The sequence below is a fragment of the Nostoc sp. genome, from assembly GCF_036917575.1.
GTDB lineage: Bacteria > Cyanobacteriota > Cyanobacteriia > Cyanobacteriales > Nostocaceae > Nostoc.
Window position 1 is genome coordinate 84,613 of the sequence record NZ_JBALDC010000050.1, and the last position, 23,191, is coordinate 107,803.

Here is a 23,191-nt window from a genome sequence, read left to right on the forward strand (position 1 = left end):
TCTATAATCTTAGTCTCGCACCAAGGTGCAATGTGAAGATTTAATTTTTTGAAGATAACAAAAAATCTTGAACTGCTTCTAAAACAACTGCTGGGTATTCTTCATGTAGTCCCAGAGAACCAGGAATGACAACGCTTTTCACTCCTGGTAAGGCTACCAAAGCGTTCATTTCTTCTCGTGATTTGGGGGGGCTAGATTCTCCAATTACTACCATGATCGGTACAGTTAAAGACTGCACAAGTTCTAAAAAATCAGATTGTTCGTGTACAGCATCAAGATTACCAGTTACAAAGGCAGCAGATGCAAATCGCGCTCCTGGTTGTTGAGTCGTGTGCCACTTCTTCTCAATGAAACTGGGTGTAATTTTAGCCGCGTCAGTAAAGACATGACGGCGGTACATAAAACTTAAGAAAGATTGAGTAGTGTTGAGTTTGTAGAGAGCTTGACCAACTATAGGCGATCGCACCAATTCTCTCACAATCCCAGCTATTTGTTGACTTGCCCCCATTGTCGGCAAAGGGCCGCGCCAAGTAGGAGCTAACAACACAATTCGTGAGAAAGCAGTCTGCTGTTTGACAGCTAATTGTAAAACGTAACTAGCAGCATGACCAGCCGCTACCACAGTAATAGGAGTATTAAAAACAGCTTTGACAAAATCTTCCAGAAATTGCTGATATATTTCTGGTCGATAATTCAAACTAGGGCGAGAAGATTCACCAAATCCGGGCCAGTCTACGGCTACAACTTGAAAATGGGGAGCTAGTAACCTGGCAAGTTCGCCTACTTCCAAACGCGTCGAAACACTGCTGAAAGATGGTAACAGCAATAGCGGTGAACCTTTACCAAGGGTTTCATAAACAACGCGCAATTGCTGGTTTTCCCAATTCCAGAGATATTCTTGAATTACTCCACCAAAGCCAATAGCAGCAGAGGTAGATAATAAATTTGTTGACATTAGACTAAATTTTGGTAGTTGTACCTATTTGTCATTTGTCTTTTGCTAATGACTAATGACCAATTTTAGATTCCAATGCTTTTTTTTGCATGGTTTTAAAAATGTTGTAAAATCCATTAGCACGGGAAGGTGTCAGGCTAACATTTAAACCTGTTTCTTGAATAAAATCTGGAGTAAGTTGGACAATTTCAGTTGGCGTTAGTCCATCTAATCCCTCTACCAGAAGCCCTACTAATCCTTTGGTTAATTGGGAATCAGAATCGCCCTGAAATACAACTTTACCGTCATCCAAGGCTGCTGTAATATAAACTTGAGATACGCAACCAGGAACTTTATTTTCGGGTAATTTATCAGCTTCTGGGAACTCATTGAGCTTCTGAGCATACCAGATTAGCTGTTCGTAGCGTCGCTTCGGTTCGGAAGCGCGTTGAAAGCGCTGGACAATTTTAGCGAGCGCAGGTGGCAAAGAATCTAGAGTTGAGGACATAACAGAAGCTGCAAACGATCGGTATCACCTTGAGTGTAGATTACCTTTAGAGCAATCGCGCCTGCGGTTCTCTTGGCATTACTAACTATAATTTATCAAATCCAGTTAATTAGTGCGATCGCATTGATAAAAATCGAGTTTTTTGATGTGTCTAATCACAAAAACTTAATTTCACGTTTTTTATAAGCAAGTTTTAACAATAAGTCTACATAAACTATAGTTGCATCAATATGCACTTTTATTACGTAAGTATGATAAATTCGTGAAACTTATGTATTGTTTAATTTGATTGAAATACCGATAGATTTTGTGGAGCTTAATCGGTTTGCACTCTCCTAGCTACTAATTCTCAGGTACGCTTTAGTGTGACTAGTGTGGATGCAATGCTGAAGGCGGGTTGCGCCTACGTACTTACAAAATTAGCTGCAAGTTCATTAAACTAAGCAGCTAGATAATTATCAACAATTAAAAATTAAAAATCAAAAAAATTCTGATTTTTAATTTTTAATTCCTCTCCCTTAAGGATTAATTTGTAGTTTGTGCAGCTAGCATCTGCTTCAACTTTTCTAATTCCGAAGCCCAACGAGGATCTGGACGAATAGCGTCTGAATCGGTAGTTGCGGTATTGTTTTCACGAGAACCGCCGCCACCGCCGCCACGACGAGGCTTCTTAGAGCTTTTCTCGCGGCGGCTACCTTCTCTGTTGGGGCTAGGAGTTGGGGTACTATTACTAGCAAGAGTAACTGGTTTAGGAGCTTGCTCGTCGCCCTCTTCACCCTTTGTCCGAGGTAATGCCTTCTCTAGCTTAATGGGAGTATCTTTGAACATCTGACCATTATACTTTTCAATAATTTCGTCAGCTTGTTCGTCATTGTTGACTGTAAGAAAACCGAAACCACGGCATTTGCCAGTTTTACGGTCTTTAATTAATTTAGTAGTTACAGCTTCACCTTCAGCTGCAAAAACGGCTTGTAGATCTTGACGATCTATTTCATCTTTAGGCAAATTACCTATATATAGGCGAACGGACATGAACTATACCTCCAGAGTTGAATGAACATGGCAAGGCAAGAAAACAATCACTTAGCTTTAACTTTTAAATAGATGCTATTGACCAAGACTGCCATAAACCAATTTTTTTGCTCGAAACTGTCAACCTATACAACAATACAGTTTTTCGTCGGGATCAAGCTTATTTAATCCAAAGGCTCACACTATGGTGAGCTAATAACACCTTAATTCTAAGAATTGTAAATTTAATAGTCTATTGCCTGCTAAAGTACACGCTTTTTCTTATGCCTTTTTTCGCAGAATCAAATACCATTCCTTACATTACCATGGTATTTTCTACGTAGCTAGTTTAGCGCATACATTTCCGACATTAGTATTGTTGCATCGTAACATAAAACACATTTTTTTATTCAAGTGAGCATATTTTGAAACAAAAACCAGCCACTGGCTGGTTAATTTACTGCTGTGTTGGGAGGGTAAAAAGGTATAGAGCGGGGAAAAAGCACCTAAATTCATAACTAAGCGGTGATGCTGAGTTATGTCAGTTACTCTTGTTTGTGTAAATAAATGTAACATTTTTTGAGTAAATCTGCAATTTTTCTTTACATTCGGATTTGTCTTTTGTCTTTTGTCTTTTGTCCTTTGCTAATGACTAACCAGTGAGAAAGATGTATGCGCCCCAAGCCTGTGCTGCAACAGCCAAAAAAATAGACCAAATGGGATGAGGGCTATGAATGGTTTTACCACTTTGAGTTTCTAGGGTTTGGATATCGATCCAAGGTGTTGCTCCTCGCCGGAACCAACCTGTGACGATAATTTGCCTCCCGATTAGCTCCTGGTGATTGACTGACTGTCCTAGCCAAGAAATATGGTGTAATTTCACCAAACCGACGCTGGATTGAAGAATTAAATCTTGCGCTAGGGAGTTGCTAGTGCCTTGACGACCTAATAATTTACCCACAAGACGCACACTAACGCTATCAATAGGTAAGGCAGAAGGGTCGGCTAACAGGTTGGGTAAGCTGTCGTCAGTTTGTATGGTGGCAGGTTTGATATCGGGGAAGAAAGAATTAATCCGCATTACAGTACCAATGCTAAAGCCAATCAGAAGGCAGCCTGTAATGAAAGACCAATCTTCATATATCCACTTTAGATTTAAAAACTTGAGTGTGAATGCTAGTTGCCAGGTTAGCCAGACGAAAGCTGCAAACAGAACTCCTAGAGGAATTCCCAACCAGGGAGCGACTTGTAATAGAAAAGATTGACGCTTAACTTTCGATGGAACGCTTGCAAAATGTAGTTCGGTGTCTAGATGCCAGTGACGAGCTATTTGGCAGAGGCGTTCGAGGCGATCGCCCATTAAAGGATGGCTATTATTAATCGTAAACCATCGGCGATAGGGATTGGCAGTATCCCACTTCAAAAAGGATTCAAAAGAGAGATTACTGGCAATAGTACCTAAAGATAAACTTTGTTGGTAACTAACTGGTGTTAAAAGATTTAAGCTTTCCAGTTGCCAACTAGTGTGTTCTTGTTTTTGGATATCAGATGCAATGCCAATGGCGATTTTGAGTAAAGCGCGAATCAGGGCATTGGGATTACCAGTGATTTCAGCAGCAATGCGATCGCTATAATAAAGCCGCAACCGCGACAACCACAATGTAGTTCCAGTCAGCAAACACCAAATTCCATAAATTAGACTCGCCAGAATTGTCACTGGCCAGCGCCAAATTTTCGCTGATATTTTGTCTCCCAACTTTGACACCTGTTGATATAGCTGATGAATTGGTAGTGTCACCAGCAGCAACAAAGACATTACAGCAAAATCCCAGTGAGCAATATGCCCTAGCTGCGTGGCATAAATAATGGCGATTTCATCATCTGCCAGCTGCTCTAATAGCCCTTGACTGACAACAATCCTGGCATTACGTGGTAAACTACCATAAGTCAGAAGAATTGGTGCAGCCGTTGGTAAAATCCGCAGTTTGGGTAACGGCCAATGCCGTTGTTGGCAACAACGTTGTAGCACCCGAACAGCTTCGCGGCTATGGGTATTTAATACATCTTTCGGAAATTCTCGCTGACCATACAAGTTTGCCAGTAGCAGATCCAGCAGCCAAGGTGAGACTGCGATTAAAATCACCAATACTATTAGCAACAGTCGAGTAGGGTCGTAGTATAAAAGCTGTATCGGCTCCAGATAAGGTAGTTTGACTAAAGTCTGGTTGATCAATCCTAGTGCTAACTTGAGGATTTCTCGGATCGTCCAAAACAAGGCGATGAATGTTCCGGCTGACAGTAGCCGCAAAGGAATTAATTTTGGTTTACGTAGTGGTTGCCATGCTCTGGCACGTTGTGCTTGTCGCCAATAAATAACGCCGAATAATTTGGCTTGGGTGCGGGTAACAGAACCCATGAAGCCGCTCAGGGGCGTAGGTGGTGGTAGTGGTGCTAATGTAGCTTTGAGTTTAGCTAGTGGCACCATCGCCGGGATGTCGTCGCTTTTGGTTTCTATTACTCGATCATTGTTCGGCTTTTCCTCTAATGTAGGAGTTTCCGGGGAAGTAACAGGAGTTGAATCTGGAGTTGAATTTTCAAAGGCAACAAATCCAGTTTCGATTTTTTTGGATTCTTGCTCAGGTTTTTTACGTTTTGTTAGGTGTTCGAGAGCGCGTGTTGCCCACTCTTGAACTTGCGGATTGTTACTCTTAATGAGATTCTGAGAAATAGCGATCGCTTTGGGAACTTCGCCAGTGCGAGCATAAGCCATCACTAAACCAACTTGGGCTTGTAAACTAGCAGTAGCATTGCTTTGAATACTAGCAATAGGTTCTAGTTGAGCGATCGCTGTTTGGTAATTTCCTTGCTTGAGGGCAACTAAACCAGCCTCCAAAGACGGTTTGGCATGTGAAGGCATACAAATTCTGGCACTCCAATCTCTTCTAAATGATCCACGTTTGTGCAAAAGCGCGAACCCCGGATGCCGTGGAAATCAACGGCGCTCAAGTTTTGCTTGTCAAGTGAAGCATAAAGATTGAATAAATGCGTCAGCCCTCAAAATTCAGTTTGGTCTTCTGTAAGAATAGTTCTGAATTCTGGATTCTGAATTCTGTATTCTTCTTTATTTTTCCACTGGTTGACTAGAAAATACTGGGGCAATCGCGCTTAATTTTAACTCTGGATGGTCGCCTAATAACTGTTGACAATTCCATTCATTACGGAATAGCAACACTGGTCGTCCCATGCTGTCTTTAACTGTAGTGGTATTGAATATCCGTCCCACTTTTTCTAATGCTTCCCAACCACCCTCAACCCAACGGGCGACACTGTAGGGCAATAAATCTAGTATGGTTTCTACACCATACTCATTTTGTAAGCGAAACTGTACCACCTCGAATTGCAACTGACCCACCGCTGCCAAAATTGGATCGCGCTTGGCTTCATCAGTTGAATACATAATTTGCACAGCGCCTTCTTCTCGCAATTCCGCAACGCCTTTTTGGAATTGTTTAGACTTCGAGGGGTTGGGATTTCTCAGAGTCGCAAACAGTTCCGGCGAAAAATACGGAATCCCCTCATATTCGAGCTTTTGTCCCGTGTAAATTGTATCTCCGATCGCAAAAACACCGGGATTGTTCAAACCGATCACATCGCCAGGATAAGCCACATCAATCGATTCTCGCTCTTGAGCAAAAAGTTTTTGCGGGCGAGATAGACGGATAAGTTTACCAATGCGGGCGTGATTCACCATCATATCTTTTTCAAACTTACCAGTGCAAACCCGGATAAATGCGACGCGATCGCGGTGTTTCGGATCCATATTCGCTTGCAGTTTGAAAACAAACCCCGAAAATTCTGGGTATGTAGGAGCAACTTCGCCGACACTGCTGTAATGAGAACCGGGTTTGAGGGCATAATCGAGGAAATACTTGAGGAATAACTCGACCCCGAAGTTAGTCATGGCACTACCAAAGAACACAGGGGTCATTTTGCCTTCGTGTATCAACTGTAAATCTAGCTCTGGGCCAACTCCTTCTAACAGTTCTAAATCGTTTTTCAGTTGGTAGTACAGGTTTTGTTCTAGCTGTTCTTCTATTCTCGAATCGCCTAACTCCACGATTGTATCGCGGGCTTCTCGGCTACCGTGGGCACTGCGTTCAAACAAGTGTATTTGTTGCTTGTGTCGGTCAAAAACACCTTTAAAGCGATCGCCCATCCCAATTGGCCAGTTTACCGCATAGGTTTGCAATCCCAATTCTTGCTCAATTTCATCCAACAGTTCCAGAGGTTCCCTACCTGGGCGATCGAGCTTATTAATAAATGTAAAAATTGGGATACCCCGCAACTTACACACTTCAAACAATTTACGCGTTTGCGGTTCCAAACCTTTTGCCGCATCAATCAACATCACGGCATTATCGGCGGCAGCAAGGGTACGATAAGTATCTTCACTGAAATCTTGGTGTCCGGGAGTGTCTAATAAATTGATTTGAAAATTTTGGTATTCAAATTGCAACACTGTAGAGGTAATAGAAATACCCCGTTGTTGCTCCATCGCCATCCAGTCAGAAGTCGCCTTACGCTGTGCCCGTCGCGCTTTCACGGCCCCAGCTTCGTGAATTGCACCCCCGTACAGAAGTAGCTTTTCAGTTAGTGTGGTTTTACCAGCATCGGGGTGAGATATAATCGCAAAGTTGCGGCGAAGTTCAACTGCTTGAATAAGTTCAGACTGAAGTTCAGTAGACATAAATGTATTTGTTTGTCAGCTAGCTTAATTTTTTTTGACTCTGGCAAGTCTTTTAATCTTAAGACAACGATGCTCATGATAGGGTCGTAGTATAACCAACAATCTAACTAAATAGGAGAAAGCAATGTACGATACAGACAAGCGAAAGCTTCTATCTGCCTTGTCTCATGGAGCGATTTTTTTCAGCACAACATTGATATCTGTAGGCATACCTATCGCCATACTGTTCGTCTCTAACGATCCTGTTGTCAAAGAAAACGCCAAAGAATCTATCAATTTCCACTTTAATGTCTGGTTTTATGGTGCAATTCTAGGAGCGCTGTTTTTCATATTCGGTTGGTTAGTATTACCTCTATTATTGCTGGGCCCACTAGCCGGTCTGGGATATTTCTTACACTGGGGACTAACAATTTGGGCACTGATCGGAGTTTTCAACAATCCTGATACACCCTTCCGTTATCCCTATATTTTTCGAGTTTTTTAACACAAATTATCAATGGGCATTGTAAATTATTTGTTATCTAATTACAACATTTCATTGATTTGTAGCGAATTCTTTGCGTGCCTCTGCGTTTACCTCTGCGCCCCTTTGCGTTTAAATTTCAACCCTCAATTCGCCACTATTTTGCTAACAGACAGTCTTACATTTTGAATTTTGAATTGCTTATTATGTTTTTTTCCCAGCCCGTCAGATAGGTGCAACCAAGCTGTAAAATACAAAATTGCCCCACAACTTAATTAAGAGTAGGGCAAATGACAGTTAAGTACTGTTTGTAGTCTCTCTGACGGCAGGAAAATTTTAGCCTGTTTTTGTGACGCTTTATTTTGTGTCCATTCGCGTTGTTTTTCTTCATAAAATTTTATGTTTCCTATACATCGCCCGCGTCGTCTGCGTACTCATCCTCAACTGCGCCGGATGGTTCGTGAAACTGTTTTAACAACAAGCGATTTAATTTACCCACTATTTGCTGTACCAGGTGAAGGAATCGCTAATGAAGTTAAATCCATGCCCGGAGTCTACCAACTTTCGGTAGATAAAATTGTCGAAGAGGCAAAAGAAGTTTACGACTTAGGAATTCCTTCTATTATTTTATTTGGGATTCCGGCTGATAAAGATGTGGATGCCACTGGCGCTTGGCATGATTGCGGTATCGTCCAAAAAGCAGCAACGGCGGTAAAAGCAGCAGTGCCAGATTTGATTGTAATTGCTGATACTTGTTTATGTGAGTATACTAGCCACGGTCATTGTGGTTATCTGCAAGTTGGTGATTTAACAGGGCGAGTTTTAAATGACCCAACTTTGGAATTGTTAAAGAAAACAGCAGTTTCTCAAGCGAAAGCTGGTGCCGATATCATCGCGCCATCAGGAATGATGGATGGGTTTGTGCAGGCAATTCGTCAGGGTTTGGATGAAGCCGGATTTCAAGATACGCCGATTTTGTCTTATGCTGCTAAGTATGCTTCGGGCTATTATGGCCCATTTCGGGATGCAGCAGACTCGACACCACAATTTGGGGACAGAAGGACTTACCAAATGGATCCAGGAAACGCCCGCGAAGCAATTAAAGAGATTGACTTAGATATTGCCGAAGGTGCTGATATGCTCATGGTTAAACCAGCCTTGGCATATATGGATATTATTTGGCGCGTGAAGGAAGCGAGTAACTTACCAGTTGCGGCTTACAATGTTTCTGGTGAGTATGCGATGGTGAAAGCTGCGGCTCTCAATGGTTGGATTGATGAAGAACGGGTGGTTATGGAAACTTTAACTGGGTTTAAACGGGCTGGTGCAGATTTGATTTTGACTTATCATGCCAAAGATGCGGCGCGATGGTTAAAGTAAGATGTGCAATTGAATGGTAAGAATTGAGAAAAGCTCACGCAGAGACGCAAAGACACAGAGTTGTGTTTTGGTGTTTGAGCGTGAGATTCTTTATTTATAGTTAGTACAATGCCTGTGGTGGGCTACGCCTACGCAAATTCAATTAATAAAGCTAAAAAGGCTTTTTCGGTTTAAGTAACTTCAAATAAAACACCAGGTAATCCCAATTGAAGAATGATAGATTGCAAAGTACCAATGCGTATTTACTGGCTTGATCAACTTCTAATTATGAATTTGAGAAATAACAATTTAAAAACGTTTAAAAGTTGTTTCTAGTTCTAATAATAAAAATTTAGAAGCAAATATATTAATTTGTTGATTTCTTGCTAAACGCAAAATTTTACCAGGAACACCTCCCCATAACAAGGCTGAAATCCAAACATTTACATCAAGGATAACTCTCATGGATTAGACCATAACTCCTGTCTGACATCCTTAACAATTTCACTAATTTCTTCTAGCGTGGGTTGATTATGATCCGGTTATAAATTTTCTAATCCTTGCAGAAATTCATCTAAATCTACATTCAGTTTACTAATTTTTTTCAACACAATTTTATCTTCTGTAACCGAGACTTCATACTCAGTAGACGGCTGAAGCTGTGCCAACACTTCTGGGGGAATTTCTAGCTTTCCATCAGCCGTTACTTTGGCAATAATAGCTGTCTTCCTAATTTTCATATTTGAGTCTGATTCAATTTTATCCTTTGTTCTAAAGTAGATATATTTAAATTATTACTACAACAAATTTTTTACTCTGGTGTGACTGAAGTTAAGTTAGTATATTTCAATCGCAAATATTTAAGTATATTTTATACATGTTTGTACGTGTTATTACAGAGTTAAATCAGCTGGATTTGGCAGAGTGGAGGCGATCGCTGATAAAACCTCTAAAATCAAAATTAAATAGCTTTGATATAGTTATGGCAATCACTCGCTCTCTACTAGGGGCAGTTTATTTAAAAAACCTAAACTCTAACTAGTGCGATCGCTCACCTTATTTGGGACAGCAGCACGATAAAATTCTAAAACCATAATCGTACTAAAAGGTCTAAATGGCAGAAACACTATTCTTCAACGCCTTACGGGAAGCCATTGATGAAGAAATGGCGCGTGACTCCAGCGTATTCGTTCTCGGTGAAGATGTCGGGCATTACGGCGGTTCTTATAAAGTTACCAAAGACCTGTACCAAAAATATGGCGAACTCCGCGTTCTAGACACCCCTATCGCTGAAAATAGCTTTACTGGGATGGCTGTAGGAGCCGCAATGACAGGGTTGCGTCCGATCATCGAAGGCATGAACATGGGCTTTTTACTGCTCGCCTTCAACCAAATATCCAACAACGCTGGGATGCTGCGCTATACTTCTGGCGGGAATTTTAAAATTCCGATGGTAATTCGCGGTCCTGGAGGTGTAGGACGGCAGCTAGGCGCAGAACATTCCCAGCGCCTAGAAACCTACTTCCAAGCTGTGCCGGGATTGAAGATTGTTGCCTGCTCCACACCAAGAAACGCTAAAGGACTGCTGAAATCCGCTATTCGCGATGATAATCCAGTGTTGTTCTTTGAACACGTTCTGCTTTACAACTTGAAAGAAGATTTACCAGAAGAAGAATATTTACTACCTCTTGATAAAGCAGAAATTGTGCGTCCAGGGAAAGACGTAACAATTATTACTTACTCGCGGATGCGCCATCATGTAGTGCAAGCCGTAAAAACTCTTGAAAAACAAGGATACGATCCAGAAGTTATCGATTTAATATCCCTCAAGCCATTAGATTTTGATACCATTGGTGCATCAATACGTAAAACGCATAAAGTCATTGTTGTGGAAGAATCGATGCGAACTGCGGGTATTGGAGCAGAAGTCATCGCCTCAATAAACGATCGCTTATTCGATGAATTGGATGCGCCAGTACTGCGGCTTTCTTCCCAAGATATCCCCACACCTTACAACGGCAATCTCGAACGATTAACAATTATCCAACCAGAGCAAATAGTAGAAGCTGTGGAAAAAATGGTGGCGTTGCGAGTCTAGGGACTGGGAACTGGGAACTGGGAACTGGGGACTGGGGACTGGGGACTGGGTACTAGGAGAATAACTCATGCCCAATCTCCAATCCCCGATCCCCAGTCCCCAATACTTACTCATAACTCCTCAAAAGAGCGCTATTATAGCGTTTGTCAGTTGCGAGTTATGGTATGCAAAGACAGCGATCGCTATTAATTTTGATTTTAGTCCTGATAATCGCCGCTATTACGGTGATTGCCACAATTCCGATACCTCTTGGGCTAGACTTGCGCGGAGGTTCACAGCTTACAATTCAGGTGAAACCATCAGCAGAAATTCCCAAAATCACCGAGCGAGAATTGGAAGGTGTAAAGAAAGTTGTTGAAGGCCGGATTAATGGTCTGGGTGTTTCTGAGCCAGCGATCCAAACAGTCAGCTCAGATAAAATATTGGTGCAACTACCAGGAGTCAACGATCCAGAACAAGCGGAACGGGTATTAGGGGGTACGGCGCAGTTAGAATTTCGTACCCAAAAGCCGAATACAGAAACTCAACTGCTTGCTTTTCAAGCATCAAGAGCCGAATTAAAATTCAAGCAAGAAGAGTTAAGAAAAAGTACCGACAAAGCAGCAATTGTCAAGAATCAAGAAGATTTACAGAAAAACAATCAAGCGATCGCAGAATTGTTTGAAAGCACCAATCCACCGCTCATTGGCAAATACCTCAAGGATGCCTATGGTGAACCCACTCAAGGTAACAACTGGAATGTTGCCATTCGCTTCGACGAAAAGGGTGGTGAACTATTTGCCAATTTGACGAAAAATCTCGCTGGTACTGGGCGTAGCATTGGTGTTTTTCTAGACAATGAAATTATTAGCGCTCCCACCGTGGGTATAGAATTTGCCGCCACTGGTATTACTGGTGGCTCTGCGGTGATTACAGGACGGTTTACCGCCCAACAAGCCAATGACTTAGGCGTGCAACTACGCGGTGGAGCATTACCCGTACCAGTAGAAATAGTTGAAAACCGTACCGTCGGGGCAAGTTTAGGTAAAGATAGTATTCAACGCAGTATTTACGCTGGTATTGGCGGATTGCTGTTAGTATTAATTTTTATGTTAGTTTACTACCGACTACCAGGGTTAATTGCCGACTTTTCTTTAATTATCTATGCACTATTGACCTATGCCACCTTCGCTTTGCTAGGCATTACATTAACTCTCCCCGGTATTGCTGGGTTTATCCTCAGTATCGGTATGGCAGTTGATGCTAACGTATTGATTTTTGAGCGCACCCGTGAAGAAATACGTGCTGGTAAAAGTTTATATCGTTCTGTAGAGTCAGGATTCTACCGAGCTTGGTCTAGCATTTTAGATAGTCATGTCACATCATTAATTTCTTGTGCAGCACTGTTTTTCTTAGGAGCAGGTTTAGTTAAAGGCTTTGCTTTGACATTGGCGCTAGGGTTAGGGGTGAATTTGTTTACTGCTATTACTTGTAGTCGTACACTGTTGTTTCTCACATTGGCATTTCCCAACTTGCGTAAGCCAGAGTTGTTTTGTCCCAATCTCTCAACGTCAATTAAGTCTGGTGCGGAGGTACAGTCATGAAATTTAGTGTCATCAAACGTCGGAGACTTTGGTGGACAATTTCTGCCACCCTGATGCTCGTTAGCATCGTGGCGATGGTGATTTCTTGGCAACAACTAGGCGCACCACTACGTCCCAGTTTAGATTTCGTTGGTGGTACGCGACTACAATTTGAACGCGATTGTACGCAACCAAATAGCTGTACTCAACCGATTGAAATTTCTGATGTTAGGGAAGTAGTAGACGCCGAGAAGCTAAATAATAGTAGCATCCAAGTTGTTGGTCAAAAACAACAGGGAATATCCATTCGCACAAAGACACTAAATGTCGAGCAACGCACCCGGCTGCAAACAGCTTTGAGTGAAAAAATTGGAGTCTTTAACCCGAAAGTTACTCAAATTGACACTGTTGGCCCAACACTTGGTCGTCAGCTATTTTCTCAAGGGTTATTAGCTTTAGTTGTTTCCTTTGCTGGGATAGTTATTTATTTAAGTGTGCGGTTCCAAGTGGACTATGCCGTAATCGCAATTCTTGCCTTGTTCCATGATGTTTTGATTACGCTGGGTGTTTTCTCCATCTTAGGATTAGTAGCAGGTATTGAAGTTGATAGCCTTTTCGTCGTTGCTATTTTGACTATTACTGGTTTCTCGGTAACAGATACCGTGGTCATCTACGATCGCATTCGGGAAATACTGAATCAACATCCTGGCGATCGCATTGATAAAGTTGTTAACGATGCAACCAATCAAACTTTAACGCGATCGATTAATACCACGTTAACCGTTTTGCTAACATTATTTTCCCTATTCCTATTTGGCGGTGAAACCCTGAGAAACTTCGCCCTTGCCTTAATTGTTGGATTTGCAATGGGTGCATATTCAAGTATTTTTATCGCCAGTACTCTTTTAGCTTGGTGGCGAGAGCGAAAAGGGGAATCCCAGGTGGTAAGTACTGAGTCGATTGATACTTCTCCCAGTTCTCAGGATGGATAGTTAAACTTGTGTATATTTCACAATTGGGTGAAAGCATTTTGAATTGCTCACCCACGCCTTGCAATCTTATTCGCTTATGGATCAACCGAAAGAACCATTAGATACTGTCCCAGATTTTGAGAAATCTGACCCATCATTTGCTCAACAAGTACAAAGACTACATCAGCTAACAGTATATGGTCGGTGGCTGTTTGTGGGTTGTTTATGGCTGACCATTGCGCCTGTTTCTTTGTGGGGTCTACGTGCAGAAATTGCTCTGTGGCAACAAGATTTTACCTGGGTGGCAGTGAGATTTGGATTGTTCTACCATCCACTGTCTACCTTCGGTCTGGCCTTTTGTCTAGGGATGACTGCTGCTGTTTTAGTTTGGCAAAGTCGGAATATTCTACTCGGACTACCACAGCAGGAAAAACAACGTTTAGAAAAACAAGTTTATCGGATACGTCAACAGGGAGCAACTCATCCTCTATGGAAGTGGGTTTGTCATTGAATTCTTTCTCTACACGTACATACATGAATCATCTTCAGATTAAATTTAGCGATCGCAAGTCTGAAATTGACCTTTATCAACTCCAAGAATTGTTAAACGCTTCCGCTTTCTGGGCAAAGGGACGCAGTATTGAAGATTTAGATATAGCTATTACCAACAGTGAGCCAGTAATTTCTGTTTGCCTTCGCGATCAACTCATTGGCTTTGCCAGAGCAACATCTGATGGCATCTATCGCGCCACAATTTGGGATGTTGTGATTCATCCAGACTATCAACATAGTGGCTTGGGAAGCAATTTAGTAGAAACTGTTTTGAGACATCCCCGCATGAAGTCGGTTGAGCGTATTTATCTGATGACTACTCACCACCAGGGTTTCTACGAAAAGATTGGTTTTCAACCCAATACTAACACTACGATGGTGCTACACAATCAAGCTAACCGTGTTTTCGTTTCTGCTACAGAAGTTCAGCTTCAGGAATCACCAAAACAGTTCCAAGCAATGAGTACTGAGTGCTGAGTATAAGAACTGTTGTAGTAGCAGAGTGGTCAAGAAACAAGATTTCCTCTCTACTACTCAGGACTACTCACTAAGGGGATAGATATTTGTAGTCTGGTAAGCTGCTGAGGTGGTTCCTTCACTGTGGTTGAGGGCAAGATTTCTAACTTTCCTCCCATAACTTCCAGCAGAGTCTGGTTAATTAACAGTCTCATTCCTGGAGAAAGAGCAGTCTTCTTCTGGTCAATCTGGGTCAACTGATCTTCGATTTTGAGCAAATCAATCGGCTCACTCCAGGTCATAGCATGGGTTGGGATATCTAGCCAAATATTTACAAAATTGTTTGTAGATAGAGTGCTACTGGAAATACAAATGCTGCCTTCCTCCATCTGAGTAATAGTAGTATCTATTAAACTGATTAATACTTGGCGCAGCCAGAGGTAATCTGTCAAAATATAAATTTCTGAGTCGGCAGGTAATAACTGTAAGGGATAATTGCGATTTGCCGCCAGCATATAAGTTAAGTCATGAACCTCCTCTAAAATTGAGGCTAAGGGTATAGGCTGAATATCTAATTTATTGGTGCCATGTTCAGTTCTAGCAACGTTGAGAATTTCATCCATTAGCTTCAGCAGCTTCAGTGTTCGCTCGTTAGCTTGGGCAATAAATTCTCGCTCTTCAGCTGGATTTTCACACAAATCTGACAAAATTAATTGATGTAAGCCAATCAAACCATTAAAAGGCGATCGCAATTCATGGGTAGTCCGCGCCAAAAAACCAGCTTTAAACTGGCTCATCTCCTTGGCCATCAGGTATGCTAGCTGCGTTTGCTGTAGCTGTTGCGATATTGGTGGTATATCCTGTTCAGCTAATGGCGCTACTGGGGATGAACTAGATGAAACATTAGGCCATCGCCCAAATAACTGACGGAAAACTATACCTAGTGCTATTCCTACTCCTAAATATATCCAGTTGCTCCAATTCATATCTGGCAATTATTAACTTGCTAATTAAATACAACAGCGCCAACTAAAGTTTCAGATTTCTCTGTTGTTAAAACATGAAAACAACATTATAGCTACCTATACTTGGTTATCAGTTGATAAATCTAACTCAATCGCACCTTGGCGTAAAATCTGCCAATTAATCCCTGTCCATTTCGCAACGGTGGAAGGTATACCCATCCCCAACATTTCACCCTGGTATTCTGTCGTTGCTAAAGTCAAAACCTGGGGAAACTGATTCTCAATTTCTGCGATTGTTTGCAAAGGCGGCTGACCAGAAAAATTGGCGCTAGTGGTGGCAAGAGGGCCTGTTTGAGCCAAAATAGTTTGAGCGATCGCACTGTTGGGTACTCGAATACCAATTGTTGTGGGATCGATAGGATTCATAACTTTTGGTAAGCGTTGACTTGCTGGCAAAACTAATGTCAGCCCTCCTGGCCAATATTTATCTGCTACTTCTTGCCAAACTTTATACTCGTTCTCACTACCTTTGACATACAGCCACAAATCTTCAGCACTAGCAGCCATCAAAATCAAAGGTTTGTCTTGACTACGTTGCTTCGCCGCAAAAATTAATGCTGCTTTTTCTGGTACTACTGCAAGTGCCGGAACAGTATCAGTCGGAAAGCTCACCAAAAGACCAGCGTGTGCGCCAGCTATTAGATTTGTTAGAGAAACTTGTGTCATTTTATATGGAGTTTGGCATGGGACATTTTTCCTATTTCCTATGCCCCATGCCCCATACCCTATTTCCTAACTTTTATAAGCCAGGGCAAAGCGTTCAATTCCAGCTAAATCAGCGTGAATTTGAATTTTATAATAGCTACCTTGATTTTGCAAAAGTTCTTGCACTGTATCTGCCTGTCCTGCCATCATCTCAATCAACCACACGCCACCAGATTGCAAATAACTGGGGGAGATTTCGATCAAATGGCGAATGCAATCTAAGCCATCAACGCCACCATCTAAAGCTAGATGTGGTTCGTGGTTAACTACTTCTGGTTGCAAAGTAGGTAAAGTGATGGTGGGTATGTAAGGGGGATTCGACACCATACCACTGAACTGACCTTTTAAGAATGTCAGTGGCTCCCACCAGGAACCTTGATAAAATCGAATCCGGTCTGCAAAACCCAAATTATCGGCGTTGGATCGAGCGATCGCCAGAGCTTCTAAACTGTAATCAACCGCATGAATTGTTGCTTTTGGCAAGACATCTGCTAATCCCAGTGCGATCGCTCCACTCCCAGTACCCAAATCCGCCCAATGTCCTGACATACCACTAGCAGCTGCTAAAGCTAAATCAATTAAGCACTCTGTCTCTGGTCTGGGAATTAAAACTGCACTTGACACAGCGATTTGAAAGTTACGCCAAGGTGTAACGCCGGCAATATACTGCACTGGTAAGCGGTCATTTAATCGCCTTTGCCACAGTTGGTCTAACTCTTCTAAAGGTAGTTGCAGCTGGATTTGTGGCCAGTTTTTAAAAGACTCTAAACGCAGTGACAAGCGGTCTAATCCAGCAACTTCGAGGAGTAGCCAATCTACCTCCCTTGGTGGCACATCAGTGGCGATCGCTGCTTTTAGAGCTGCATTCCGCCACTGCCAAAGTTGTAAACCAGAGACTATTAAATGTTTCTCCCCCATACCTCAACCTTGGAGCGCATATCCGTTATCTTTTCGGGGCGGGGGCGGCGGCAGCTGGCTTGGCTGCTGGTGATTGATTTGGCGCAAGGGAGCGAATAAAGTTAATCGACTCCCGTGATGGATACAGAATAATTTTATTGATACTAGGATCGGTGCTGCTATTGAGAGCCTCCATAACACCGTACAAATCCACCACTTGAATTTCAGTGTTATTTGCTTCCTTTGGCACGGCTTTTTTGAATTCGTCTAACAAAGCCACTGCTTGTTCTTTCTCAAAAAAGAAAGGGATGTATCGCTCATTACCTTTAGCAAGGGGAATAGTCAGATAGCTATTATCTTTCTTAAATTTGGGTACAAACAAAGGAATACCATTGAATTGCTCTACCTTTTTACCATTTTGATTCAGCATACTTGTTGCCGAGGCTACTTGCTGTTGCGTCGGCACTAAAGTATAAATCACAGAATCTGATTTCTTTTTGCTTTCTTGGACTATTTTGTAGTAGTCTGCCAAGGACAAAGGTCTAACCTGTAGAGTGCCTGCTAACTGAGGGTTTTCTTTTTTGAGTCGGCTGTCAAGGAATTTTTGAGCATCTTGCTTGCTAATAAAAAATCCTACTTGTGAGATCGGCTTAGATGCGTTGTTTCTTGATAGAACTACGAATTCGCCTTTAGGATTGGTAAGCGTGAATACAGGTACTTCTTGGAGCTTTTTCACAACCTGATCTTGTGGTAAAGCGATCGCTTCTAGATTGCCCAGTCCTGGCATATTGCCTATTCCTGAAAGCCCTGTTAAAAATACACTGCCAGCTATACCCAATGTCGCACCTAAGCGAATAAATGATTTCATGACTGCTCCTCGCATCAATAGTCCAATTAAATTCAACAAATGGTTGGATTTGCACAGCACCAACTAGCTTTAGTTATATAGCAATTCATTTTAGTTTTGAAAAAATTCATTGTGCGCCTTGAAGTTGAGTGTTAAGCCTCAACAGTCAAAATCCAATGTTCCCTAACTATTTAGAGTTGCTATAGTATCGTTTTCACAAATTGGCTGTTAACGTTGTGTTTTTCCAGGTTTTGCTTCGCTATTTAGCGCGAAATGTCGTAGATGCCTATTATATGTCTTCTCAAACAGCAAAAAATCTCTTGCTCTCTCCAACATTGGAGATGATAAATGCTATTTTATCGGCTTTTTCTAATATTGGTTGACGCTATTACTTAATCAACGTTCCATCTGCGATTGGTTTAATATCTTCTGAAATATATACAAAGCTCAGTGTCAAAAATCACCTTACTAAATAGAACGGCGTAAATATTTGTAGTTGGTAAGAGGCAAAAGGTAGGAGGCAAGAGGGTTTTAGCCTTATTTATTTTTGTTTACATAGTTTGGTTTTATTCTGCCAACCTACTTAACTTAATGATGAAATTTGCCTGTTAAGCTTCAACGGCAGAACAGCTTAATCGGTATTCTCCGTAAAAATATTCAATTAAATTGCAGATTTAGCAAAGATAAACCTAGCTAATTACCTTAAGTATTGACTATATTTATTGATAAAATCGGGATGACAGGATTTGAACCTGCGGCATCCTGCTCCCAAAGCAGGCGCGCTACCAAGCTGCGCTACATCCCGTTATACTCAATCTGCTTTTTTGGGTTTGGTTTTAGTTTCCCATCAAAGCGATCGCACTTCACAAAAGCGTTAAGCCAATCATATCACATAACACTGCTCATGCCTAATATATTTATATCTTCTGCAAATTAGAGCTAAATTTAGATAATTACACTGATAAAGGTTTGTCTGCCGACTTCGTTTTACAAGAGATATTACTTGTTCGTTCGTCGGCTAAACCTTGTCAAACCAAATTAAAATAATAGATTTATACTACTATACCTACCTGATTTTATTGTGCGAATCGGGTTTTATTTGGATTGAGTGTTAGTGAGGATACCAGAACATACCTTTGATGCCTTCTGGATCTGCCATAAACCCCATAGTTCGGTAGAAATCTACAACATGGGGGTCGGCAAAGAGAGTGACATTACTAATTTCTTCACTCCTAAGTTTTTTGAGAACATATTTCATCAGCGCCTTACCCAGTCCTTGACTTTGAAAGTCTGGGTGAACTACTACATCCCAGATAGTGGCATTAAACGCATGATCTGAAGTAGCACGGGCAAAACCAATGAGCCGCTTTTGGTTTCCTCTCACTTGCCACATTGAGGCAACGAGAAAACTATGCTCAATAGCTTTTTTCACTTTTCTTAGAGGGCGACGCGACCAACCAACTGCATCACAGAGTTCTTCTAGCTCATATAGGTCAATATCTCGTTCCGTGCTGAACACGATCCGAGCCTCCTTTGGAGAAGCTTCGCTAATACTACTGGGGCTATTGCCCGCAGTTTCTGCTGTATGCTCTTCAAAGAGGTTAGTCCTAGTTGTCCCTACAGATTCAGGAGTACTAAACCAAGTTTTCCAAAAACCCATGCCAACGCGGTTCGGGTAGTATAACTGAATTGGTTTCCACTCTCAGGAGTGTTGATTCACTTTTAACATCGCTACCCCCATTTACTACCCTTTACACTCAAAGTTTTTCGGTTGTTTTCGGGATTTGCAATGGTAACAGCCAGTTAGAGCATGTTTCACACCAATCATTTTCAACTTTAGCATTTTGTTGTAAAGGCTAGGAGAAATTCACCAAAAAGGGAAGGATATAACTAATTCAAAATTCAAGTTGCGCTTCTAGCGCACCAAAGGTGCGACTCAAAATTCAAAATGAAAAAACCTAATCCTGGCAATTGCTCGTATAGAGTTTAAATGCACGTTAGCTTAGAAGTGTATTGTATACAAGGGATTGGGCATGAAGCATAAAACATTGGACATTGGATATTGAGAACACTCTTCTCTTGTCCCCCTTGTCCCCCTTGTCCCCAGTCCCCAGCCCCCAGCCCCCAGTCCCAAATACCTAGCCCCCAGATGACGAAAGCAAGCGAGTTTTACCCTTAACAATGGCTTCTGGTTTAAAATCTTCAACACTGGAACTCCTAAAGCGCTTTAACCGAGCGTTTCCCCAGTTTTATGAGCAATTCGTCAGTAGTGAAATTCAACTGCAAAATTTGCGGCTAGCCTACCGTCTCTATAAAACTAGACGCGCTGTTATTGAACTGAAACCGGAAGGTAGTAAAAGTGCCCTGCATTTTGCTTACCGTAACCAGTCTTTTCTCCTCAGCGATATTTTTGGTGTACTAGCAGCTTACGGGTTGACTATCCACGGTCTGAGTTTATATGGTCAGATCCGTCCGCCAATGTTAGTCTTTATCAAACTTTTGGTATCTCGTGGTAGCAAAGCCTTGACCGAGAAAACCGCAGAAAATGTCTGTCGCGCCATTCGCGAGGCTTTAGGAGGTCGGTTTGAGGTAGAAGAGATGCTGGCAGTAGAATTTAATCTTGACACTGGTTTAGAGCAGGTACAAACTGAGTTCTATGTCGATCCGGTCTTTCATCTGCCTGCTTTAGTGATTGAAGCTGATAATCAACCAGGATTATTCTATAAAGTGATGTACGCCATCTGGCAAGAAGACCTTTTGGTAGTCAATGCCAATTTACTGGTTTGGCGCGGACGTACACGGCTAATTCTCTACTTGTTAGGGCCGAATGAAAGCCTCATTCCTGAATATCTGGGTCACAAAATTGCTGAAGGAGTGCGACAGAGGTTGCTGGGTAAATAAAATTCCTCACTCCCAACTTCTAACTGTTTCCACTTTAGTATTTAGTCGCACCCATCCTTAAGGGTACGATATAAGTATGGCAACTATCGAAATCTTGGGCGTTCCACACGCATACGAGCTAACGGCTCCCACTTCCTGCCCCCATGCTTTAGTATTTATCCACGGTTGGCTCAATAGCCGTGGATATTGGCAACCTGTGATTTCCCGCTTATCAAATGATTTGCAGTGCCTGTCCTATGATTTGCGGGGTTTTGGCGAATCCCAATCTCAGGTAAAAACCGATTTTAGTCGAGCACAAACGTCTTTGAGTCTGACGCCCATCTCTAGTAGTACGGTTGATTCATCTTTTGATTCTCTTTATACTCCTGCTGCGTATACTCAGGATTTAGCAGCTCTGTTGAAACAACTCAACATTACGAGTGCTTGGCTAATTGGTCACTCATTAGGGGGGACGATCGCTCTTTGGGGAGCAGATCAAATGCCTGAGTGTGTTAAGGGAGTTATCTGTATCAACGCTGGCGGTGGTATTTACCTCAAAGAAGCCTTTGAGCAGTTTCGCTCGGCGGGTCAGAAATTTTTGCAAATCCGTCCGCGCTGGCTTTCCCAAGTGCCTTTGATTGATTTGCTGTTTACTAGAGCTAGTGTGGCTCGTCCTTTGGAGCGCTATTGGGCACGTCAGCGCGTAATAGATTTCGTTGTGGCTGATCCAGAAGCAGCTCTGGGAACTCTGTTAGACTCCACAACTGAAGAAGAAATCAATCGTTTACCTGAACTGGTATCCCAACTGAAGCAGCCAGTTTATTTTTTGGCTGGCGCCGAAGACAAGGTTATGGAACCCAAGTATGTGCGCCATTTAGCTAGCTTTCACAGACTTTTTCAATATTGTGGTGAAAATGTTCTGGAAATTCCTAATTGTGGACATCTAGCGATGTTAGAACAGCCGGATGCAGTGGCCGATCATATCCGAGCGATAGTCAATAGTTATAGGATATAGGATATAGGGCATTGGGCATTGGGCATTGGGCATTGGGCATTGGTAGTTACAAATGACAAATGACTACTCAATTGGTTGATACAACTTCATCACCTGAGTAAGCCCTAACCTAGACTCAACGCCTAGTGTCAGGGGAGATGTATGACCACGGGATAGATGGTCAGCAGCAGCACAGCCAATCATCGCGGCGTTATCGGTACAGAATTTTAAAGGTGGGAATAGGACGCGTAGGTTATGTTTAATGGCGGCGGCTTGAAGGTTTTTTCTCAACCCGCTATTAGCTGCTACACCGCCACCAATGGCAATTGTGTCTAGATTATAGTCAAGGGCACAGGCGATCGCTCTTTTGGTTAGCGATCGCGCTACCGCTTCCTGAAAGCTAGCTGCTACATCTGCCACTGGTACTTGTCCACTATCTTTCTCTAACTGCTGTACTAAACGTAATACAGCCGTTTTTAACCCACTAAAACTCGCATCATAACGATGAAACCCCCCACCGGGTAGAGAAACTCTTCCTTCCGGTAAAGCAAAGGCTTGAGGATTCCCCTCTTGTGCCAACTTGTCAATCACTGGCCCACCCGGATAACCCAGCTTTAACAATCGCGCCACTTTATCAAAGGCTTCACCCGCAGCATCATCACGGGTTTGTCCCAGAGTTTCGTATATACCACAATCTTTGACATAAATCAAGCTTGTATGTCCGCCTGAAACCAGTAAGCTAAGGAAAGGGGGATTTAAAGTTGATTCGCTCAAGTAAGTTGCGTAAATGTGACCTTCGAGGTGATGAACTCCCAAAAATGGCTTGTTGTGTACCATTGCTAAGGTTTTGGCAGCAGTTAACCCCACTAATAGCGCTCCGACAAGTCCAGGCGCACAAGTGGCGGCAATTGCATCGATTTTTCCCCAGTCTAATTCGGCTTGCTCTAAAGCTTGTGCGATCGCAACATTTATTGTTTCCAAGTGCTGGCGAGACGCTACTTCTGGCACTACCCCGCCATACTGCTGATGGACTGGAATTTGCGAGGCTACGATACTACTGCAAACTTTACGATTGTTAACAATTGCGACGGCTGTTTCATCACAACTGGTTTCTATTGCTAAAACGTTTGCCATTGAGAGTAATCAGTGCTGAGTGCTGAGTGCTGAGTTCTAAGTTCTGAG

General features: G+C 42.3%; 23 protein-coding genes and 1 tRNA gene. 10 read left to right on the top strand and 14 right to left on the bottom strand.

Features of this window, described 5'->3' with window-relative positions; all coding sequences use genetic code 11:
- Positions 1-40 precede the first annotated feature (40 nt).
- From V7K79_RS13735 to V7K79_RS13755, 5 genes are all read right to left on the bottom strand, one after another.
- The gene (locus V7K79_RS13735) at positions 41-955 is read right to left on the bottom strand and encodes an alpha/beta fold hydrolase (RefSeq protein ID WP_335048425.1); all 915 of its coding nucleotides are present in this window, start codon (positions 953-955) and stop codon (positions 41-43) included.
- A 52-nt stretch (positions 956-1,007) separates the two neighbouring features.
- Complete coding sequence (locus V7K79_RS13740) at positions 1,008-1,442, bottom strand: SufE family protein (RefSeq protein WP_104907546.1); 435 nt, start codon at positions 1,440-1,442, stop codon at positions 1,008-1,010.
- 525 nt (positions 1,443-1,967) lie between these two features.
- Positions 1,968-2,474 carry an RNA recognition motif domain-containing protein gene (locus V7K79_RS13745; protein WP_335048427.1) on the bottom strand — a complete coding sequence of 169 codons (507 nt, stop codon included), beginning with the start codon at positions 2,472-2,474 and terminating at the stop codon, positions 1,968-1,970.
- A gap of 631 nt (positions 2,475-3,105) precedes the next feature.
- Positions 3,106-5,370, bottom strand: a complete 2,265-nt coding sequence (locus V7K79_RS13750; RefSeq protein ID WP_335048429.1) for a M48 family metallopeptidase — start codon at positions 5,368-5,370, stop codon at positions 3,106-3,108.
- Between the two features lie 204 nt (positions 5,371-5,574).
- On the bottom strand, positions 5,575-7,200 hold the full coding sequence (locus tag V7K79_RS13755; protein ID WP_335048431.1) for a peptide chain release factor 3: 1,626 nt from the start codon (positions 7,198-7,200) through the stop codon (positions 5,575-5,577).
- A 124-nt stretch (positions 7,201-7,324) separates the two neighbouring features.
- Here V7K79_RS13755 and V7K79_RS13760 point away from each other — a divergent pair, with 124 nt between their 5' ends.
- Together V7K79_RS13760 and hemB are read left to right on the top strand one after the other, a co-directional pair.
- On the top strand, positions 7,325-7,684 hold the full coding sequence (locus tag V7K79_RS13760) for a DUF4870 domain-containing protein (protein WP_335048432.1): 360 nt from the start codon (positions 7,325-7,327) through the stop codon (positions 7,682-7,684).
- 378 nt (positions 7,685-8,062) lie between these two features.
- Positions 8,063-9,043 (top strand): porphobilinogen synthase, encoded by a 981-nt coding sequence (gene hemB, locus V7K79_RS13765; RefSeq protein ID WP_335048434.1) that lies wholly within the window; start codon positions 8,063-8,065, stop codon positions 9,041-9,043.
- Positions 9,044-9,331: 288 nt separating this feature from the next.
- Here hemB and V7K79_RS13770 read toward each other — a convergent pair whose 3' ends face one another.
- A complete protein-coding gene (locus V7K79_RS13770; RefSeq protein WP_335048436.1) occupies positions 9,332-9,487 on the bottom strand; it encodes a putative toxin-antitoxin system toxin component, PIN family in 156 nt (51 codons plus the stop codon).
- A gap of 77 nt (positions 9,488-9,564) precedes the next feature.
- Positions 9,565-9,762, bottom strand: a complete 198-nt coding sequence (locus V7K79_RS13775) for an AbrB/MazE/SpoVT family DNA-binding domain-containing protein (protein ID WP_335048438.1) — start codon at positions 9,760-9,762, stop codon at positions 9,565-9,567.
- Positions 9,763-9,899: 137 nt separating this feature from the next.
- On the opposite strand from V7K79_RS13775, the gene V7K79_RS13780 reads away from it, so the two are divergent.
- The 6 genes from V7K79_RS13780 (at position 9,900) to V7K79_RS13805 (ending at position 14,682) form a co-directional block, all read left to right on the top strand.
- Complete coding sequence (locus V7K79_RS13780; protein WP_335048440.1) at positions 9,900-10,064, top strand: hypothetical protein; 165 nt, start codon at positions 9,900-9,902, stop codon at positions 10,062-10,064.
- 72 nt (positions 10,065-10,136) lie between these two features.
- Positions 10,137-11,120: an alpha-ketoacid dehydrogenase subunit beta gene (locus V7K79_RS13785; protein ID WP_335048442.1), complete on the top strand. Its 984-nt coding sequence runs from the start codon at positions 10,137-10,139 to the stop codon at positions 11,118-11,120.
- A gap of 164 nt (positions 11,121-11,284) precedes the next feature.
- Complete coding sequence (gene secD, locus V7K79_RS13790; protein WP_335048893.1) at positions 11,285-12,703, top strand: protein translocase subunit SecD; 1,419 nt, start codon at positions 11,285-11,287, stop codon at positions 12,701-12,703.
- Positions 12,700-13,674, top strand: a complete 975-nt coding sequence (gene secF, locus V7K79_RS13795) for a protein translocase subunit SecF (RefSeq protein ID WP_335048444.1) — start codon at positions 12,700-12,702, stop codon at positions 13,672-13,674. Before secD ends, secF begins: the two co-directional genes overlap by 4 nt.
- Positions 13,675-13,750: 76 nt before the next feature.
- Positions 13,751-14,164, top strand: coding sequence for a hypothetical protein (locus tag V7K79_RS13800; protein WP_335048446.1), 414 nt, complete (start codon positions 13,751-13,753; stop codon positions 14,162-14,164).
- 23 nt (positions 14,165-14,187) lie between these two features.
- Positions 14,188-14,682: a GNAT family N-acetyltransferase gene (locus tag V7K79_RS13805; RefSeq protein ID WP_335048447.1), complete on the top strand. Its 495-nt coding sequence runs from the start codon at positions 14,188-14,190 to the stop codon at positions 14,680-14,682.
- Positions 14,683-14,735: 53 nt separating this feature from the next.
- Here V7K79_RS13805 and V7K79_RS13810 read toward each other — a convergent pair whose 3' ends face one another.
- The 6 genes from V7K79_RS13810 to V7K79_RS13835 all read right to left on the bottom strand — a co-directional run bounded on the left by V7K79_RS13810 (position 14,736) and on the right by V7K79_RS13835 (position 19,795).
- Positions 14,736-15,647 carry a sensor histidine kinase gene (locus tag V7K79_RS13810; protein ID WP_335048448.1) on the bottom strand — a complete coding sequence of 304 codons (912 nt, stop codon included), beginning with the start codon at positions 15,645-15,647 and terminating at the stop codon, positions 14,736-14,738.
- A 96-nt stretch (positions 15,648-15,743) separates the two neighbouring features.
- Complete coding sequence (locus tag V7K79_RS13815; RefSeq protein ID WP_335048450.1) at positions 15,744-16,352, bottom strand: L-threonylcarbamoyladenylate synthase; 609 nt, start codon at positions 16,350-16,352, stop codon at positions 15,744-15,746.
- A 66-nt stretch (positions 16,353-16,418) separates the two neighbouring features.
- Positions 16,419-17,309, bottom strand: coding sequence for a peptide chain release factor N(5)-glutamine methyltransferase (gene prmC, locus V7K79_RS13820; protein ID WP_335048452.1), 891 nt, complete (start codon positions 17,307-17,309; stop codon positions 16,419-16,421).
- Between the two features lie 25 nt (positions 17,310-17,334).
- Positions 17,335-18,156: a Tic22 family protein gene (locus V7K79_RS13825; RefSeq protein ID WP_335048453.1), complete on the bottom strand. Its 822-nt coding sequence runs from the start codon at positions 18,154-18,156 to the stop codon at positions 17,335-17,337.
- A 710-nt stretch (positions 18,157-18,866) separates the two neighbouring features.
- A tRNA-Pro gene (locus V7K79_RS13830) sits at positions 18,867-18,940 on the bottom strand.
- Positions 18,941-19,246: 306 nt separating this feature from the next.
- Entirely contained in the window at positions 19,247-19,795 is a 549-nt protein-coding gene (locus V7K79_RS13835) for a GNAT family N-acetyltransferase (protein ID WP_335048454.1), read from the bottom strand.
- A 521-nt stretch (positions 19,796-20,316) separates the two neighbouring features.
- Between V7K79_RS13835 and V7K79_RS13840 the strand changes: the two genes are divergently transcribed.
- Positions 20,317-21,036, top strand: a complete 720-nt coding sequence (locus V7K79_RS13840; protein ID WP_012410214.1) for a hypothetical protein — start codon at positions 20,317-20,319, stop codon at positions 21,034-21,036.
- A 76-nt stretch (positions 21,037-21,112) separates the two neighbouring features.
- Positions 21,113-22,030: an alpha/beta fold hydrolase gene (locus tag V7K79_RS13845; RefSeq protein ID WP_335048455.1), complete on the top strand. Its 918-nt coding sequence runs from the start codon at positions 21,113-21,115 to the stop codon at positions 22,028-22,030.
- 63 nt (positions 22,031-22,093) lie between these two features.
- Here the strand turns inward: V7K79_RS13845 and tsaD are convergent, their stop codons facing one another.
- On the bottom strand, positions 22,094-23,143 hold the full coding sequence (gene tsaD / locus V7K79_RS13850) for a tRNA (adenosine(37)-N6)-threonylcarbamoyltransferase complex transferase subunit TsaD (protein ID WP_335048457.1): 1,050 nt from the start codon (positions 23,141-23,143) through the stop codon (positions 22,094-22,096).
- Positions 23,144-23,191 lie beyond the last annotated feature (48 nt).

Coding starts and splice junctions, on each gene's coding strand:
- V7K79_RS13735 (WP_335048425.1), bottom strand. CDS start 955: ATGTCAACAAATTTATTATCTACCTCTGCTGCTATTGGCTTTGGTGGA.
- V7K79_RS13805 (WP_335048447.1), top strand. CDS start 14,188: ATGAATCATCTTCAGATTAAATTTAGCGATCGCAAGTCTGAAATTGAC.
- V7K79_RS13845 (WP_335048455.1), top strand. CDS start 21,113: ATGGCAACTATCGAAATCTTGGGCGTTCCACACGCATACGAGCTAACG.
- V7K79_RS13760 (WP_335048432.1), top strand. CDS start 7,325: ATGTACGATACAGACAAGCGAAAGCTTCTATCTGCCTTGTCTCATGGA.
- hemB (WP_335048434.1), top strand. CDS start 8,063: ATGTTTCCTATACATCGCCCGCGTCGTCTGCGTACTCATCCTCAACTG.
- V7K79_RS13740 (WP_104907546.1), bottom strand. CDS start 1,442: ATGTCCTCAACTCTAGATTCTTTGCCACCTGCGCTCGCTAAAATTGTC.
- prmC (WP_335048452.1), bottom strand. CDS start 17,309: ATGGGGGAGAAACATTTAATAGTCTCTGGTTTACAACTTTGGCAGTGG.
- V7K79_RS13825 (WP_335048453.1), bottom strand. CDS start 18,156: ATGAAATCATTTATTCGCTTAGGTGCGACATTGGGTATAGCTGGCAGT.
- V7K79_RS13800 (WP_335048446.1), top strand. CDS start 13,751: ATGGATCAACCGAAAGAACCATTAGATACTGTCCCAGATTTTGAGAAA.
- V7K79_RS13745 (WP_335048427.1), bottom strand. CDS start 2,474: ATGTCCGTTCGCCTATATATAGGTAATTTGCCTAAAGATGAAATAGAT.
- V7K79_RS13770 (WP_335048436.1), bottom strand. CDS start 9,487: ATGAGAGTTATCCTTGATGTAAATGTTTGGATTTCAGCCTTGTTATGG.
- secF (WP_335048444.1), top strand. CDS start 12,700: ATGAAATTTAGTGTCATCAAACGTCGGAGACTTTGGTGGACAATTTCT.
- V7K79_RS13780 (WP_335048440.1), top strand. CDS start 9,900: ATGTTTGTACGTGTTATTACAGAGTTAAATCAGCTGGATTTGGCAGAG.
- V7K79_RS13785 (WP_335048442.1), top strand. CDS start 10,137: ATGGCAGAAACACTATTCTTCAACGCCTTACGGGAAGCCATTGATGAA.
- V7K79_RS13775 (WP_335048438.1), bottom strand. CDS start 9,762: ATGAAAATTAGGAAGACAGCTATTATTGCCAAAGTAACGGCTGATGGA.
- V7K79_RS13815 (WP_335048450.1), bottom strand. CDS start 16,352: ATGACACAAGTTTCTCTAACAAATCTAATAGCTGGCGCACACGCTGGT.
- V7K79_RS13750 (WP_335048429.1), bottom strand. CDS start 5,370: ATGCCTTCACATGCCAAACCGTCTTTGGAGGCTGGTTTAGTTGCCCTC.
- secD (WP_335048893.1), top strand. CDS start 11,285: ATGCAAAGACAGCGATCGCTATTAATTTTGATTTTAGTCCTGATAATC.
- V7K79_RS13835 (WP_335048454.1), bottom strand. CDS start 19,795: ATGGGTTTTTGGAAAACTTGGTTTAGTACTCCTGAATCTGTAGGGACA.
- V7K79_RS13840 (WP_012410214.1), top strand. CDS start 20,317: ATGGCTTCTGGTTTAAAATCTTCAACACTGGAACTCCTAAAGCGCTTT.
- V7K79_RS13810 (WP_335048448.1), bottom strand. CDS start 15,647: ATGAATTGGAGCAACTGGATATATTTAGGAGTAGGAATAGCACTAGGT.
- tsaD (WP_335048457.1), bottom strand. CDS start 23,143: ATGGCAAACGTTTTAGCAATAGAAACCAGTTGTGATGAAACAGCCGTC.
- V7K79_RS13755 (WP_335048431.1), bottom strand. CDS start 7,200: ATGTCTACTGAACTTCAGTCTGAACTTATTCAAGCAGTTGAACTTCGC.